General features: G+C 42.6%; 17 protein-coding genes. 2 read left to right on the plus strand and 15 right to left on the minus strand.

Going from position 1 to position 15,233, the window contains the following annotated elements:
• Window positions 1-17: 17 nt before the first annotated feature.
• The 5 genes from CLHUN_RS15170 to CLHUN_RS15195 all read right to left on the minus strand — a co-directional run bounded on the left by CLHUN_RS15170 (window position 18) and on the right by CLHUN_RS15195 (window position 5,567).
• Window positions 18-305 carry a Dabb family protein gene (locus CLHUN_RS15170; protein WP_080065475.1) on the minus strand — a complete coding sequence of 96 codons (288 nt, stop codon included), beginning with the start codon at window positions 303-305 and terminating at the stop codon, window positions 18-20.
• A gap of 329 nt (window positions 306-634) precedes the next feature.
• Window positions 635-2,782, minus strand: a complete 2,148-nt coding sequence (locus CLHUN_RS15175; protein WP_080065476.1) for a YcdB/YcdC domain-containing protein — start codon at window positions 2,780-2,782, stop codon at window positions 635-637.
• 207 nt (window positions 2,783-2,989) lie between these two features.
• Window positions 2,990-4,450, minus strand: a complete 1,461-nt coding sequence (locus tag CLHUN_RS15180) for a LysM peptidoglycan-binding domain-containing protein (RefSeq protein ID WP_165755770.1) — start codon at window positions 4,448-4,450, stop codon at window positions 2,990-2,992.
• Window positions 4,451-4,808: 358 nt separating this feature from the next.
• On the minus strand, window positions 4,809-5,189 hold the full coding sequence (locus tag CLHUN_RS15190; RefSeq protein WP_080065478.1) for a hypothetical protein: 381 nt from the start codon (window positions 5,187-5,189) through the stop codon (window positions 4,809-4,811).
• 81 nt (window positions 5,190-5,270) lie between these two features.
• A complete protein-coding gene (locus CLHUN_RS15195) occupies window positions 5,271-5,567 on the minus strand; it encodes a YtxH domain-containing protein (RefSeq protein WP_080065479.1) in 297 nt (98 codons plus the stop codon).
• A 492-nt stretch (window positions 5,568-6,059) separates the two neighbouring features.
• Between CLHUN_RS15195 and glgA the strand changes: the two genes are divergently transcribed.
• Window positions 6,060-7,508 carry a glycogen synthase GlgA gene (glgA, locus tag CLHUN_RS15200; protein WP_080065512.1) on the plus strand — a complete coding sequence of 483 codons (1,449 nt, stop codon included), beginning with the start codon at window positions 6,060-6,062 and terminating at the stop codon, window positions 7,506-7,508.
• Between the two features lie 97 nt (window positions 7,509-7,605).
• On the opposite strand, the gene cobO is transcribed toward glgA, so the two are convergent.
• Both cobO and CLHUN_RS15210 read right to left on the minus strand, forming a co-directional pair.
• The gene (gene cobO, locus CLHUN_RS15205) at window positions 7,606-8,139 is read right to left on the minus strand and encodes a cob(I)yrinic acid a,c-diamide adenosyltransferase (protein ID WP_080065480.1); all 534 of its coding nucleotides are present in this window, start codon (window positions 8,137-8,139) and stop codon (window positions 7,606-7,608) included.
• 52 nt (window positions 8,140-8,191) lie between these two features.
• Window positions 8,192-8,887, minus strand: coding sequence for a 4Fe-4S double cluster binding domain-containing protein (locus tag CLHUN_RS15210; RefSeq protein WP_080065481.1), 696 nt, complete (start codon window positions 8,885-8,887; stop codon window positions 8,192-8,194).
• 220 nt (window positions 8,888-9,107) lie between these two features.
• Here CLHUN_RS15210 and CLHUN_RS15215 point away from each other — a divergent pair, with 220 nt between their 5' ends.
• Complete coding sequence (locus CLHUN_RS15215) at window positions 9,108-9,641, plus strand: DUF4364 family protein (RefSeq protein WP_080065482.1); 534 nt, start codon at window positions 9,108-9,110, stop codon at window positions 9,639-9,641.
• A gap of 112 nt (window positions 9,642-9,753) precedes the next feature.
• Here CLHUN_RS15215 and CLHUN_RS15220 read toward each other — a convergent pair whose 3' ends face one another.
• From CLHUN_RS15220 to CLHUN_RS15255, 8 genes are all read right to left on the minus strand, one after another.
• On the minus strand, window positions 9,754-10,023 hold the full coding sequence (locus CLHUN_RS15220; RefSeq protein WP_080065483.1) for a hypothetical protein: 270 nt from the start codon (window positions 10,021-10,023) through the stop codon (window positions 9,754-9,756).
• A gap of 107 nt (window positions 10,024-10,130) precedes the next feature.
• Window positions 10,131-10,421 carry a ribosome assembly RNA-binding protein YhbY gene (yhbY, locus tag CLHUN_RS15225; protein WP_080065484.1) on the minus strand — a complete coding sequence of 97 codons (291 nt, stop codon included), beginning with the start codon at window positions 10,419-10,421 and terminating at the stop codon, window positions 10,131-10,133.
• Window positions 10,422-10,459: 38 nt separating this feature from the next.
• A complete protein-coding gene (gene obgE / locus CLHUN_RS15230; RefSeq protein ID WP_080065485.1) occupies window positions 10,460-11,737 on the minus strand; it encodes a GTPase ObgE in 1,278 nt (425 codons plus the stop codon).
• A 221-nt stretch (window positions 11,738-11,958) separates the two neighbouring features.
• Entirely contained in the window at window positions 11,959-12,237 is a 279-nt protein-coding gene (gene rpmA, locus CLHUN_RS15235; RefSeq protein ID WP_004629598.1) for a 50S ribosomal protein L27, read from the minus strand.
• Between the two features lie 4 nt (window positions 12,238-12,241).
• The gene (locus tag CLHUN_RS15240) at window positions 12,242-12,574 is read right to left on the minus strand and encodes a ribosomal-processing cysteine protease Prp (RefSeq protein ID WP_080065486.1); all 333 of its coding nucleotides are present in this window, start codon (window positions 12,572-12,574) and stop codon (window positions 12,242-12,244) included.
• Window positions 12,575-12,587: 13 nt separating this feature from the next.
• Entirely contained in the window at window positions 12,588-12,899 is a 312-nt protein-coding gene (gene rplU / locus CLHUN_RS15245) for a 50S ribosomal protein L21 (protein WP_080065487.1), read from the minus strand.
• A gap of 247 nt (window positions 12,900-13,146) precedes the next feature.
• Window positions 13,147-14,439, minus strand: coding sequence for an Rne/Rng family ribonuclease (locus CLHUN_RS15250; protein WP_080065488.1), 1,293 nt, complete (start codon window positions 14,437-14,439; stop codon window positions 13,147-13,149).
• Window positions 14,440-14,521: 82 nt separating this feature from the next.
• Window positions 14,522-15,232 carry a TIGR03936 family radical SAM-associated protein gene (locus tag CLHUN_RS15255; RefSeq protein ID WP_080065489.1) on the minus strand — a complete coding sequence of 237 codons (711 nt, stop codon included), beginning with the start codon at window positions 15,230-15,232 and terminating at the stop codon, window positions 14,522-14,524.
• Window position 15,233 lies beyond the last annotated feature (1 nt).

Here is a 15,233-nt window from a genome sequence, read left to right on the forward strand (position 1 = left end):
TTTTGTATTTAGTAACCTCAGTCTTCAAAATCAACTGCATATATTGTTTCTTTTACAGTATTAATATACTCTCCAAATTTCACATGAGCAGGGTGAACCTGATATGACTTCATATCTTCCAAGGAATCGAACTTTGAATACAGCACAACATCAAAGGATCTTTCGGCATGCAATATATCTATTCCAACCTCAATTGACCTGATTAAGGGAATCTGATCCTTCAGGGCAAGCAGGTCCTTCTTTACTTTATCCAGTGTTTCCTTGCTTTTATCCTTTAATTTGAAAAATACCACATGTGTAAGCATCCATCTACCTCCAAAAAATTTATTGTATATTTAATTTTAACCTTTATCTCAATATATAGTCAAATATAAATATCCTTTTTCACCATTCAGTGTCGGATTTCAATTTATCCATGTAATAATTTATCATATTATCAGTTTATTATGATAAATTATTAAAATAATGTATTGATAATTCTTTTTTAATGGCGTATAATTATACAATAAACTTGTGTATTAATACATTTAATTAAGCTTATATCTATTTTTTGATAAATCCCTATTATTTAAGGGACTGACTTACGTCAGTCCCCCTTTTTTTTGTCTATCTTTTGTTTATAATCCGCTTACCTCTATTTGCCAGCCAGGTAACTGTATATGGAGAGCAGTCCCTCCAGTCTTGTCATCTTGTTTTTCGGATTGAAATTGCCATTGCTGCCGTTCATAGCCTTGAAGCCTGATGCTATGCATACGTATCCCAGAAGCTCTGGGCTTATCTTTCCTGCATCCTTGAAATCCGATTTGTAAATCCCTTTTAATTCAGCCACCTTACTCAGGCCGAGGAATTTGACAAAGAACTTTGCTGCTTCTTCCCTGGTCAGAGCTGACGCAGGATTTTTTTCAGCCTTTGAGATTATGCCCGCATTAATAAGATTGGCATACATCTTTTCAACGGCTTTTTCCTTATCTATACTGGAATCAAAGTAATACGTGTCATTGAGCTTGCACAGGAGAATCAGATAATCCTTCTGCAGCAACTGGTCATTGGCTTTGAGTTCATTTTCAAAATATCTGATGGATAACTGTGTAAGTATCTTTACCTGATTTTCTGCGTACAGTCCTTTAATATCGGTATAGTCTGAAATATTGCCGTCCTTGTATACAGTTCCTGAATAATTGAGGATATCCCCGGTTTCGGCACTTATGATGCAAGGCTTGCTGCTTTCAATGAAATAGCCCAGCACCGCTTCAACTGCCTCAGCTTGAGCAGGAACAATATCAATATAAGCGGTCTTCTCAGAATACTGGCTGACATATTCTATGCCAAAACCCAGCTTGCTGTTGTCAAAGAGCACCTCATATGCCTTTTCTACAGCTATTGCCTTTTTAGGATCATCAAATTTAAGTTCCTTTGTCCAGTGGATATTAAAACCGTTTATGTTTCCGCTGAGGTTGTCATAGGAAACGGTTACAAAGTCAGCAGGGCATTCCAGGCCATTTTCTATTCTTACATACCTGAAATTATACTGTTCATTTTGCTTTTCATCATAAGTATAATAGGTATCGTCCAGTCTGGTATTTGAAAAATATGAAGGCATCAGGCTCTTTACAAATTCATCGCTTAGCTTTTGTGCCTCATCTTTTGACTTCTGTGGTTTTGTTCCTTCGGGAGAACTGTAATTTGTCCAGAAATCAATGAATTCCCCTGATTTTGCGTCCACCGACACCGACAGCTCTCTTGTTTCCTTTGTCTCCTTGTTTAAAACCTTGGAATAGCGCAGATACCAGATGAAAGAATCCTTGTTTCTCCAGTCTTTTCTGAGTTCGGCACTGATAAGGGTGAAGCCGCTATCCAGCTTGAACTGGCTGATACCTCTTATCTTATTGTCAAGTTCTTCCTTGCCCAAAAGGCCTGCCATTCCCTTGACCGCATCCTGTTCCTCCGGGGTCAGTATTATAGCAGCACCTCCTGCAACATCAGCCGCAGCCTCTTTCGCCATTGTGGAATTTGCAGTATAAATTCCGTATTGGTTGGGAAGCTTTTCAACATTTCCGGTAATTGCATCAATGTACTTGCTTGAATCCTTTGGCACGTATGCAAGGTAGGAGACCGATTTATCATCTGCAGACCTGATATTGTATACCAGTTTTAAACCAAGCTTCTGGATAAAGGCCTGCTTAGCCTGTTCCAATGTGATTATTTTGTCTGAAGACTCAAACTTCATATCCTTTGAATAGTTGCAATTGAAGTTTGTTACCGCTCCGGTATAGTTATTTACGCTGACGGTTATTCTGTTTCCGGGGAAAAGTATTCCATTAACCTGCCTTTCGTAATTAAAGTAATAATCCCTTTCCTGTGAGTAGTTGGTATCCTCAACGTACCTGAATTCCTGAAGAAGCTTCGAATCCAGCTTTTGAACAAACTTTTCAGCTATCTCCCTGCCCTGGCTTTTTGAATACTTGGGAATTTTCTTATCATAATTTGAATTATATTGATATGAGGAATAGTTGGAAATAAAACCATTCTCGTCAACTGTTACATTTATGTATTTCTGAGACTCTTCATTGCTCCAGCCCAGGTTCCAGAGAGCAGTGCCGCTTTGATTGTAGATACTGTAATTAAACTTGTTGTAATCAGCAGGAATAGTTATTTTTTCCTTAACGGCCTTAATGGCATTTTCAAGTCCCTTGTCCGAAGTTGCAGAGCTGCTTGCCGCAACCGGAGATATAAATGTAACCAATAGTGTAATTACCAGCAGCATTGAAATAATTTTTTTCAATTCAGACCACCCCTTGTTTTTAATAAATTTTCAAATCTCAGTTAAATCTTGCCAACATTCTTTTAGACGCAGCTTACCTTTCAAGTGTTCCATATTTTATACAATATTTCATATAATTTTTGGCTGGAACCGGGTCGCACGTCAATAAAAATAAAAGCAGCTTAATATAAAGCTGCTTTGAACTTACATATATAATATATATTCAGGCTATTTCAGCTTTGGTATTTTAAGCTCCTGCCCCACATACAAGCTGTTATCCTTCTTTATACCGTTATATTCCATGATTATATTGTATTTGTTCATATTTCCGTAGAACTTGTTGCTGATGGCACTCAGCGTATCCCCTGACTTGACCACATATATATCATATTCGGTATTTCCGTTTTGATTGCCGTCAGTTTGGCTGCTGTTACCTGAACTATTACCGGAGCTGCTCTGCTGATTCCCCTGAGAACCCTTACCGTCTGACGAACTATTTGAGGCTGAACTGCTGTTCTTACCTGGCTCCTGTCCATCTCCCTGACCGCTCCCCTGTGAATCCTCCTGGGTTATTCCGCTGGTTTCCTCTGCGTCCGAAGCATCTGAAGCAGTATTGTCACTTTGCTCCGGTCCTGAGCTGTCATACGAGCTTCCGGTGGCTGTGCTGCCCTGTGCGGTATTATCTTTGTCCGAACCGAAAATATCACTGTTTGTAAAAATCAGATACCCCATGAATAAAACACCCGATATAACCAGTACACATACAAAACCCAATATGTAATTTACAATGCTGCTTCCGGAGCGTTCTTCCTCCTCTTCAGCCTCGGGCTCATTGTCATATTCGGAATAATTGGCCTTCCTGCTGCCGTAGCCGAACGCAAGGCTTCTGATTTCCTCTACCTTTATGACCATGACTGTAATACCGTCATCCAACCCGTTTTTTAACGCCTCATGATACAGGACACTGGCCATTTTTGAAGGCTCAAAGCCCGAATCCGATATGGCCTCCAGCCGGCCTTTGCTCACACCGTTCAGCAGCCCGTCGCTGCAAAGGATGATCACATCCTCCTCTTCCAGTTCAAAGCTCGGAGACAGCTTTATTTTGGTTTTCGACTCCTCTTCCGCAAGCTTCAGTATCTTTTCGGTATCGTTATAAAAATCCGGACCTGTCGGTGTTATTCCAAGGCTTTTAAGCTTCTCTGACTTCCGTCCGTAATTCCTTCCAAAAAGCTCCTTCTGCTCTCCCTGCCTGAACAAAAATGCACCGTTGTTGCCAAGATTCATTATGGCTGCCCTGTTATTATCTATGATAAGAGAGGAAAATCCCGTCAGTCTCGAAGGACTTTGGCTTGCTATGACAGATTTGCTATATATCAGATTACTGGATAATTGGACAGCTTCATATATTCTTTCCGAAACAGTTTCCAGAGAAAACTGCTGGAGCTTTGCGCTCTCATGGTATTTCTTTATTTCCCTGATAGCTGAAATCCCATCGGACTCACTGCTTTCAAGGCCCAGGGAATCCGATATGGCAAATATGTAGTTATTTGCCGCTTTTTCAAAGGAAAATTGTATACTTTGCGTATTATGACAATTGGAAAAATTGCCGTTAAAATAAAAATCATCCTTTTCGGCAGCATTTCCCATACAGCTTATTACTGTAGCACTCAGTCTAACATTTCCATCCACAGTATTTCACCCCAAATCGTATTTTAGTTTTTAATTGAATGACAATTTGCCATTCCATGTAAAAAATTTGTCTTTTGTTGGCAGGATCGTGTAAGTAAATGATATCATACAAGCACTCTTATTACAATAATAGAATGGTTTCGTAAACAATAATATGAAACCTGTAAACTGGCACAAAGGACAGCTTTCTGAAAGCAGAAGCCAAAGGAAAGGCTTGATGCGAGGTAACTTTTTGAGAAACAAAAAAGGAACTGCTAAAACAGACATTTCAACAGATCCTCCTGCACAATAACCATCCGAATGCAATATGACCCTTAACGCCTGTTTTTAACATTTCCTCTCTCGATTTGGAACTACACTATTTTTTCGATGAAAATGCACTGATTATTGATTTAACTACCGAGCTGGCCACATTTATAATGCTAAGTACGTTTTCGGCGTTAAATGAAAATGAATCTATGGTCTCGGCAACTGTATCTTCAACTGTAGAAACAACTGATGTAGCCATATCCAAAGTACCTTTTGCACTTACAGCAAGCTCATCAATACTTTTTACAGTTGACGGCAGTACCTCAAGAGTTTTTTCAATACTTTCAGAATTGCTGTCAAGTATTTTATTTACCTTGTCTACAACCTTAAGACAATTTCTCAGGAGAATTATTAAAAACACTCCAATAACAACGGCGATACAAAAAATAATAAACCATGCCAAAACACTAAGGTCCAAAGTAACAGACATACACAACTTCCTTTCGTATTTTAAGCTTTTTGTCCTACCTGTCTCGCAGCTAGTACAGCCCGTGCTTATTTATAAGGCAGCTTATTCCTCAGCCGCTTCCTCGTCTTCCTTACTTTCACCGCAGATAAAAGCCTTTTCCTTTTTAACTATTTCCTCTATCTTTTCCTTTGCAACGCTTAAGCCCTCTTTTACGGTTTCAAGGGTTTCCTTGGTTGTCTTGGCAAGATCTTCCCTGGTTTCCTTACCGGACTTAGGAGCCAGAAGAACTCCTGCTGCCACGCCAACAGCGGTTCCAATACCTGCACCTATAGCAACATTTTTTGCAGTCTGTTTTTTAGTTGTTCTTTTTTTCTTCTTTAACAAATCCTTTAAATCCATATATCTGACCTCCTAACAAAATAGTTATATAAATAAATCTGCACATCATGTTATATTTACCACAGATTACCTATACAAAACCATTATACGACAGTTAACTGGAAATTGATATAATCCGCCGGGTATTTTTTTATTTATTTTTTATTTTTGTAAGTTCCAAACCTGCAAATAAAAAGCAGCCGATTGCAAGCTTCTTCCTTAAAGTGCCCGGCAGCAGGGTTTACAGGCTTTAAGCCTTGTCCGGCACATAAACGGCTATAAATTGCAGGTATCCCGTCTTCAGGCAATATTGCCCCGGCCCACGCCCCTTTGGTGCAAACTTCAATGCCTTGATATGCAAGGTTATTGTGTCAATTTTCAAATTCTGCTAAACTTAGACTTGAGCATATCCATAGGCAGGGAAGCGGTTGGCAGGACCTGACCGCTCAGGATTTTGTAATATTTTCAGCCGTTTTGGCTTATGCAGCAATCTGGCTTAAGGAGGTTTATATAATGAACAGCATAAGTATTTTATTTGCCTCTTCCGAGGTATTCCCTTTTGCTAAAACCGGTGGACTTGGTGATGTTGCAGGCTCTCTTCCCAAAGCGGTCTCCGGGCTTGGCGCAGATATAAGAGTTGTAATGCCCAACTATAAAAGTATACCTCAGCAGTATAAAACCCAGATGGAGTATTTGGGGTATATATACGCAGATCTTTCCTGGAGGCATCAGTACTGCGGCATCCTCAAGCTGGTGCACGACGGTGTGACATATTATTTTCTGGACAACGAGTACTATTTTGGCAGGAATGAACTGTACGGAGACTTTGACGAGGCGGAGCAATTCACCTTTTTCAGCAAGGCCTTGCTTGAAATGCTTCCTCTCATTGGCTTTAAACCTGACATAATACATTGCAACGACTGGCAGACAGGTATAGTAAGTCTTCTATTGAAGGCCCATTACCGGAACCGGGACTCCTGGTACAATAAAATAAAAACTGTTTTCACCATCCACAATCTGAGGTATCAGGGAATATTCCCAAAAGAAGTGCTTCCGGACTTAATTAATGTGGACTGGCAGCATTTCTCCCCCGACGGCATTGAATATCACAACTGTGTCAATTACATGAAGGCGGGGCTGGTTTATTCCGATTCCATCAGCACGGTGAGTCCCACCTATGCGCAGGAAATAAAGAATGATTTTTATGGTGAAGGCTTGAAGGACATATTATTGAAGCGTTCGGAAGACATTTACGGGATTCTTAACGGAATTGACTATGGCAAAAACGATCCTAAAACCGATAAAAGGCTATACACTCCTTATTCTGCCGACAGCATAGCCTTGAAGTATGAAAACAAAAAGCAGCTTCAGGCAGAACTGGGGCTCCCTGTGAGGCCGGAGGTGCCTTTGATTGGGATCATCTCCAGACTTACTTCCCAGAAGGGCTTTGACCTTATAGAATGCGTGCTGGAAGAGCTGCTGGGGCTGGACCTTCAACTTGTACTGCTGGGCAAGGGTGATGAGCATTACAAGTATGTTTTTGAAAACGCAGCATACTGGCACAAGGATAAGGTCTCTGCCAATATTGCCTTCAGTGATACCCTGGCACAAAGGATTTATGCCGGCTCGGATATGTTCCTGATGCCGTCCCTGTTTGAGCCCTGCGGGCTGGGACAGCTATTTGCCTTCCGGTACGGCTCGGTACCCATCGTACGTGAAACAGGGGGCTTGAACGATACTGTGCTTTCCTATAACGAAAGCACAGGTGCAGGCAACGGGTTCACCTTTGCAAACTATAATGCGCACGATATGCTTAATACCATCAGAAGGGCAGTGGACTTTTACCACTATCGCAAGGATGTGTGGAGGCTGATAGTTGAAAGAGGCATGAGAGCTGACTTTAGCTGGGACAAATCAGCAAAGGAATATATGAAGATGTACCAGGATACCCTGCGCAAATAGCAGCGGACCCCAGGGCAGCCGGCTTTGCCGGTTGCCCTTTTTATGGCTGTCACCGCAACCGTCACAAGTACCGCAGCAAGTAATGAAGCTCAGCCCTTTAATACTCTATTCCTTTGCGGGAGGCTATCCCTCTTTCATAGGGATGCTTGACGGCTTTTATTTCCGAAACGTAGTCAGCGGCTTCCACCAGTACTTCCGGCGCATTCCTGCCTGTCAATACAAGCTCCACCCCTTCAGGTTTGCTTTTTATTAATTCCAGCACTGTTCCAACGGATAAAAAGTTCAGTGCCACCACTCCTATCAGCTCATCAAGTATTACAAGCTCATACTCTCCTGATTTTACAATTTCAGCTACCCCGCCGAACATCCTGGCAGCTTCCCTTGCTGCCTCCTCCAGCTCGGCCGGAGTCATGTTCCATGAAAATTTCCCGCTGGCAAAACCCCGCATGAACTTAAAGCCCGGTTCCAGCTTTTTTAATATTTCAAGCTCCCCGGTATTCCTGCTTTTCAGGAACTGTACCAGCAGTACCCTCATTCCGTTTCCGCAGGCTCTTATTCCAAGCCCTACCGCCGCGGTGGTTTTTCCTTTCCCATCTCCGGTATATATGTGTACAAGACCTTTCTGGTTCACGGCATACCCTCCTGTCCTACTAATAAATTACTCTTAAAAATCTCCTTCAAGCTCAGCCTTTATTGCCGGCGAGCCCTGCTGTGCACACTTTAACACAAATGCCGCATACGGAACCGCGGCCGATATGTTTAAAATGCCGGTTCATATACTCCGAACAGGCTTTTGCATCAACAACCTGTTCCCTTTCATCCCCCATATGCCATTCATTCCCTGTCAAAGCCAAGGCAGGGCAGGCTCTGACACATTTGTTGCAGGCGGAGCAGCGGCTTTGCAGCAGCTCATTTTCACAAGGCAGCGCCAGGTCGGTCAATACCGTTCCCAATCTCAGGCGGGGCCCGTATTCCTTATGAATGAACAAGCCGTTTTTTCCTATCCAACCCAGGCCGGACTGAACCGCCCCGGTCTTGTGGGGAATAACCCCGCTAAATGGAACAGGTGCGGCGGGTATACTCTGGGATGCTGCTATGGAGTAAGCTCTATGGCCCTTTTGACAGAGCAGCAGAACCGTTCTTAAGGCTATCTGGTCAATCAAGGCATTAACAGAGCGATAGTGATTGAAATACGTAAAGGTTGGTTTGTCTTCAATCTCATCTATTATGGCATCCGAAAGCCTTATTCCAAAGGTTATGGCGTAAGGATACTGTTTCAGTTGCAGGGGCAGGTACTCCTCTATGCGGGAAAAGCCTGAAAAGGAACCTCCCAGGCTGCTTATAAGCGTTTTGATTTCTTCATGCAAATTGTCGTCCACTTCCAACCTCCATTATTTGTAACGGCATATGTCCCCATATGTCCCTATGTATACTAAGAAAACTCCCATGAGCCGCAACTTATTCCCAAGGCTGGTAATAAGTTGCGGCTCATGGTCTACTGTGTTATAATTAAACAATATTTTTTAAAGCAGCAAATATATTATAGCACAAAAGAAATACTGAATATTTACTATTTTTCAATCTGTTCAGGAGGTTTTTATGAATTCCGTAGAGAGCAACAGAGAACTGGCCGAAAACAAACTCATATTACTCTATATTATAAATAATATGGAAGCCCCGGTTTCGAATCTTATTATAACTAAAGTAATACTTGAAAATAAATTAATGAATTACATCTTTTTGCAGCAGTACCTGGACGAGCTTTGTGACGGAAAGTTTCTGGAAAGACTGGATGTCGAAGATAAAAAATCCTACAGGATTTCCGCTGCGGGCAGACAGGGCCTGGACTATTTTATCTCCCTGATACCGGCCGGTACAAAATCCCGGATAGATGAGGCCTTGTCCGACTATAAGAAGCGCATCAAGAATGAGACAAGTGTTATAGCGGATTTTGTGGCAGTAAATGAAAATGAATACATTACAACCCTGAAAATATGTGAGGGAAGTTTTACCTTTATTGATTTGAAGCTTACCGTGGGAAGCAGAAATGACGCCAGGAACATATGCAACAACTGGTCCATGAATTCAGCCGCCCTTTACAAGAAAATAATGTCTGAATTGACAGAAGACTGATTCATACATTTACACGGCTGTACACCAACCTTGCATCCGCAGAAACCGAACCCGGCCCGTCACAGTAAAACTACCGCTGGCGGTATTCTTCTGTGACGGGCCGGTCACTTGTTCATGTTATTTTAAGGCCGTGTTTCAGGCCGCGAACAAAGCATTCTTTTATGAGAATATCCATCTGATATCTCACTATATCCACACGAAGGCTGGCTATTTTCTTTTTGCCGTAGTCATCCTTCACATTCTGCAGATATATCTCACACAGCTTTAAAAATTCGTGGGTTTTGCTCACTCTCTGCAAAAGAGCCTTATCATTTATCTTTTTGATGTCTTCATTATCCAGATACTCGTATTTATATTCACTGAAATCAATACCTTCCTGCATAACATACCTCCGGAAATAAACTAAATAGAAGTACTTATAGTATATTCACCAAAAAAGCGCTTCATTCCCAGAATATGTATAAATCTGAATAATTGCTCCCAATATTTTTACGGCAAAGCTATTACAGGATTTTTCTCCGACTCCCTGTACAAAACAAACTTGCTTCCGATTACCTGGACCACCTGCGCCTGAGTGGCTTCCGCAAGCTCCTCGGCAACAAGCCTGGCGTCACATTCTGCATTTTTCAGCACGGTAGCCTTTATGAGCTCCCTGGCCTCCAGAGCCTCCGAAAACTGCTTTATCATATTGTCATTAATACCTCCCTTTCCAACCTGAAAGATTGGCTGGAGATTGTTGGCCAATGACCTGAGATAGCTTCTTTGCTTTCCTGTTAACATATATCCTCCGTTTCAAGCACTGATAAAAAACCAGGTTTCTATCTTGTATAATCAAACTCCGTATCCAGTATCCTGACAGTATCTCCCTCTTCTATTCCCATAGCCTCAAGAGCAGCTATAACGCCTTTTCTTTTCAAGGCTCTCTGGAAATATTGCAGGGATTCATAGTTTGTCATGTTTGTAGAGCCCAGAACCTTTCTTACCCAGTTGCCTTCTACAACATACACGCCGTCTTCAATACGGATGTGGAAGGGTTTTTCCTCCCCGGCGGTATAAACAACCACTTCCTCCTTGCTTTCATCCAGCAGAATGGTGTCCGGAAGTGTACCGAGAGTGTCTGACACATAATACATAAGCTCCTTGAGCCCCTTATTTGTGGCAGCAGATATGCCAAACACCCTGTAGCCTCTCTTTTCAAGCTCTTCTTTAAAACGCAGGTAATTTTCTTCCGAACCGGGTATATCCATTTTATTTGCAGCAACAATCTGCGGTCTGGATGCAAGCACCGCATTATACCTTTCAAGCTCGGCATTTATTGTATCAAAGTCCTCAACGGCGTCACGGCCTTCAATACCGGATACGTCAACAACATGCACCAGCAGCTTGGTTCTTTCCACATGCCGTAAAAACTCATGTCCAAGTCCGACGCCCTGGTGTGCTCCCTCTATAAGCCCGGGTATATCCGCTATTACAAAACTCTTGCCCTGCTCTATCTGAACTACGCCCAGATTCGGCACCAGGGTGGTAAAATGATAGTTTGCTATTTTGGGCTTGGCTGCGGAAACCATTGACAATATAGTAGATTTGCCCACGTTTGGAAAGCCCAGCAGTCCCACGTCTGCAATCATCTTCATCTCCAGTATGAGATTGCGCTCCTCCCCCGGGTTTCCGCTTTTAGCAAAGTTGGGCACCTGCCTTGTAGGTGTGGCAAAATGCTGATTTCCCTTGCCCCCTCGTCCGCCCTTGGCTATAACATATGTCTGGTTGGGCTTTACCAGGTCTGAAATTATCATGTCGGTTTCCACATCCTTGATTACGGTACCCAATGGAACCTTAATAACCATGTCCTGGCCGTTTTTGCCTGAACAGTTTGAGGGACCGCCATCCTGGCCGGGTTCAGCCTTGAAGTGCTTCTTGAATCTGAAGTCGATAAGGGTATTCAGGCCCTCATCCACCTGGAATATCACATCTCCGCCTTTTCCTCCGTCACCGCCGTCAGGGCCTCCTGCCGCTATGTATTTTTCACGGTGGAAGGATACCATTCCGTTGCCTCCATCGCCGGCCTTAACATATATTTTAGCGCTGTCAATAAACATATTACCTCCATGAAAAGCTTAATTGCTTTCTCTTTAACTGAGTTTATTATACCCCGGTACCGGCATATTTAAAAATAAAATGCGCGCCTGTATTAAAAATCTCAGAAACTACTGAATACTAAATTTAAATAAACTTTTTGCAACACTTAAAAAAACATTAAAAAAGTAGAAAATGCATATCACATTTCCTACTTTAATAACTTATTTAATGCGATAAATTTTTACTCGGCAACAATCATAACCTGTTTCTTGTCTCTGCCAAGTCTTGCGAACTTAACCTTTCCATCCTTCAGAGCAAACAAGGTATCGTCGGAACCTATCCCTACGTTTACGCCGGGATGAATCTTTGTACCTCTTTGACGAACAAGAATGTTACCGGCCAAAACGAACTGACCGTCGGCTCTCTTGACACCAAGTCTTTTAGCCGCACTGTCACGGCCGTTTCTTGAACTACCAACACCTTTTTTATGAGCAAAAAGCTGTAAATTAATCTTTAACATGAGATTACACCTCCTCATCCATTACCTTTACATGTTTGGGGTAAGCAAGTTCTATCTGCTTGAAACCTATTCCTGCAGCAGCCATAATTATTCCGGCATCATGCTTCAGTTCAGGCGACATATGAACATCTATGGAGCATGTCAAAAAACCATGTCTCTCTTCAAAAAAGTCCTTTATACCAATCAGGTCTTCAAGAGCTCCGGCGGCGGTATACGCAACAGCAGAAACCGCTGCACACACTATATCCCTGCCTTCTCTTGCATAGCCTGCATGTCCTTTTACGACAAACTTTTTAATAATTCCTGTCTTATCCCTGCATATATTTACATTAACCATCAATCATTAACCCTTACGCATTGATCTTTTCAATCTGAACTTTTGTGTAAGGCTGTCTGTGACCTTGCTTGTTTCTGTAGTTCTTCTTGGCCTTGTATTTGAAAACTATGATCTTTTCACCTTTACCATGGCTGAGAACCTTACCGCTAACAGTAGCAGCATCCAAAACAGGAGCGCCAAAGCTAACATTGCCATCCTTTGATACGGCAAGCACCTTATCGAAAGTAACGGCAGAACCTTCGTCAGCAGCGAGCTTTTCTATGAAAACTACATCGCCTTCCTGAACTTTATACTGTTTTCCACCAGTCATTATTATAGCGTACATGATACACCTCCTACTAACAGTCTCGCCGACCTGAATGACGTATACACATGAATGACATGTTCATCACAGGCAATAACATTATTAAAACCAACTTAAACCCAAAACTTGCCTCACCACTTATGGAAGCGAGGCACATTTTTATTGGCTCGTTATATTTGAAAAGCCTTGGCCGAGCGGCTACCGATATATTTTAGCACAGTGCGCATACCTTGTCAATGTTCTGATTTGGCACAAATGCAAAAGTACTTCATTTAGATTTACCACTGCCGGATAAGCCTGAATCCGATATGTTTATTTTGCCTGTGCCCTCACAATGGGGGCAGTCACACTTCATAACCGTAGCCAGCTCCTGTCTGATCTTTTTCCGGGTCATCTCCACCAGTCCGAGTGCAGTCATACCCAGAACTATTGTTTTTGTCCTGTCGCTCTTCAAGCTCTGCTTTAAAGAATCCAGCACCATCTGCTGATGTTCGGCATCGTTCATATCTATGAAATCAATTATGACTATCCCGCCTATATCCCTCAGTCTGAGCTGTTTTGCAATTTCCTTGGTCGCCTCGATGTTTGTCTTTAAAACTGTCTCCTCAAGGCTGTTATCTCCCACAAACTTTCCGGTATTCACATCTATTACAGTAAGAGCCTCGGTCTTGTCAATAATGATGTAACCGCCGCATTTAAGCCATACCTTCCTTGACAGGGCCCTGTCGATTTTGGTTTCTATCTGGTAATAGTCAAAAATTTCATAATCCTTCTGAAACAGCTCAACCCTGTTTTTCAAAACCGGGGAAATCATTTCCACCAGCTCAAGTACTTTAAAGTATTCCTTTTCGTCATTTATAATAAACTTGTCAATATTCCAGGTAAACAAGTCCCTTACAGACCTGTATATGAGGTTTATGTCCTTATGAATGCACCGGGGAACCGGGCCGCTGCTTTCAGCCTGATTTATCCTGGCCCAGAGCCGGGTCAAAAAGGAAACATCCTCAATAAAATCCGACTCCTCCTTGCCCTCGGACACAGTTCTTACAATAAGCCCCATGTTCTCAGGCTTAAGCTTTTCAGCTATCTTTTTCAGCTTCTGCCTTTCGCCGTCATTTTCTATCCTGCGTGAAATCCCGATATAATCCGCATTTGGCAGAAGCACCAGGTTGCGGCCTGGAAGGGTAATGTGCGTAGAAACCCTGGGCCCCTTTGTACCGATAGGTTCCTTGATGACCTGTACGGTTATTTCCTGACCTACTTTCAGTATGTCCGAAATATTATATTCGGCATAATCCCGGTAGACCTCTATCTCGTCATCCGAATATTCCTTCTGCGGTATGGCATCTCCCACATACAGAAATGCATTTTTTTCATACCCTATATCAATAAATGCAGCCTGCATGCCCGGTAAAACACTGCTTACCTTACCACGGTATATATTTCCTACAAGCCCCTGGTGACATGTTCTTTCAATATGGATTTCAGCAAGTTCCTTATCCTCAAGGATTCCAACCCTGATTTCACTGGCGTTGACATCTACAATTATTTCGTTAATCATTTAAATCTCCGTTCCTGTGTGGAATTAGCGCCCTACACGTTTATCTGTTTCCAGCGTGTTCAGGCCTGATCTGCAAAAAGCATTACAGAACCCTTGCATCCATCGGTTCCAGCAGTTCCTCTCCGGACCTGACATATAGTTTTGACCTGTGGATTCTGTCTATTTCATAATCTGTTTCCAGTATACCCAATAAGGATTCCACCAGCAGCTCTGGCTTAAGATTGGCTTTGCTGCCGGCACTGACCAGCATGGAAAGCCTGATTATGTTCAAGCCCCCGCATGGCTGCAGCGCAAAATCCAAATCAAAAATCATGTTCCTTATGTCTGTATCCTTAACTCCACTTTTGGTCTTCTTTTTAACTATTATTTCCTTCTGTGAAAGATACCTGCCTATACAGTCCTTCAGGCGCCTCTCCGTGCAATCAGTGCCTGCACCCGCTACAACCGTATATTCAGAGGCAGCTATGGTCGCCATTATATTTTGCTTTGTCTGCCTGGCCCTTGCGGCTAATACCTCCAGACCCGCCGGCAACTGAGAATTCAGCCTGTTCATAAATTCGTCCATTGACAGGCTGTCGTCTGTAATTTCAAAATCTCCATATTCAGCTTCACTGGTAACTCCTACGCTGAGCGGCAGTCCGAACACCATCCCGGGATGCGGATTAAAGCCCTGTGAATACGCAATGGGAAGCCGTGCCCTCCTTATTGCCCGTTCAAATACCTTCATCAGGTCCAGGTGCGAAATGAATTTAACTTCTTCACCACGTCTGAACTTAACACGAATATTAACCAAA

Source organism: Ruminiclostridium hungatei, assembly GCF_002051585.1.
Taxonomy (GTDB): Bacteria; Bacillota; Clostridia; order Acetivibrionales; family DSM-1351; genus Ruminiclostridium; species Ruminiclostridium hungatei.

What these genes read in the sequence shown, in the direction of transcription:
- CLHUN_RS15170 (WP_080065475.1), bottom strand. Translation starts at nt 305, where the DNA reads ATGCTTACACATGTGGTATTTTTCAAATTAAAGGATAAAAGCAAGGAA.
- CLHUN_RS15190 (WP_080065478.1), bottom strand. Translation starts at nt 5,189, where the DNA reads ATGTCTGTTACTTTGGACCTTAGTGTTTTGGCATGGTTTATTATTTTT.
- CLHUN_RS15195 (WP_080065479.1), bottom strand. Translation starts at nt 5,567, where the DNA reads ATGGATTTAAAGGATTTGTTAAAGAAGAAAAAAAGAACAACTAAAAAA.
- glgA (WP_080065512.1), top strand. Translation starts at nt 6,060, where the DNA reads ATGAACAGCATAAGTATTTTATTTGCCTCTTCCGAGGTATTCCCTTTT.
- CLHUN_RS15215 (WP_080065482.1), top strand. Translation starts at nt 9,108, where the DNA reads ATGAATTCCGTAGAGAGCAACAGAGAACTGGCCGAAAACAAACTCATA.
- CLHUN_RS15220 (WP_080065483.1), bottom strand. Translation starts at nt 10,023, where the DNA reads ATGCAGGAAGGTATTGATTTCAGTGAATATAAATACGAGTATCTGGAT.
- yhbY (WP_080065484.1), bottom strand. Translation starts at nt 10,421, where the DNA reads ATGTTAACAGGAAAGCAAAGAAGCTATCTCAGGTCATTGGCCAACAAT.
- obgE (WP_080065485.1), bottom strand. Translation starts at nt 11,737, where the DNA reads ATGTTTATTGACAGCGCTAAAATATATGTTAAGGCCGGCGATGGAGGC.
- rpmA (WP_004629598.1), bottom strand. Translation starts at nt 12,237, where the DNA reads ATGTTAAAGATTAATTTACAGCTTTTTGCTCATAAAAAAGGTGTTGGT.
- CLHUN_RS15240 (WP_080065486.1), bottom strand. Translation starts at nt 12,574, where the DNA reads ATGGTTAATGTAAATATATGCAGGGATAAGACAGGAATTATTAAAAAG.
- rplU (WP_080065487.1), bottom strand. Translation starts at nt 12,899, where the DNA reads ATGTACGCTATAATAATGACTGGTGGAAAACAGTATAAAGTTCAGGAA.
- CLHUN_RS15250 (WP_080065488.1), bottom strand. Translation starts at nt 14,439, where the DNA reads ATGATTAACGAAATAATTGTAGATGTCAACGCCAGTGAAATCAGGGTT.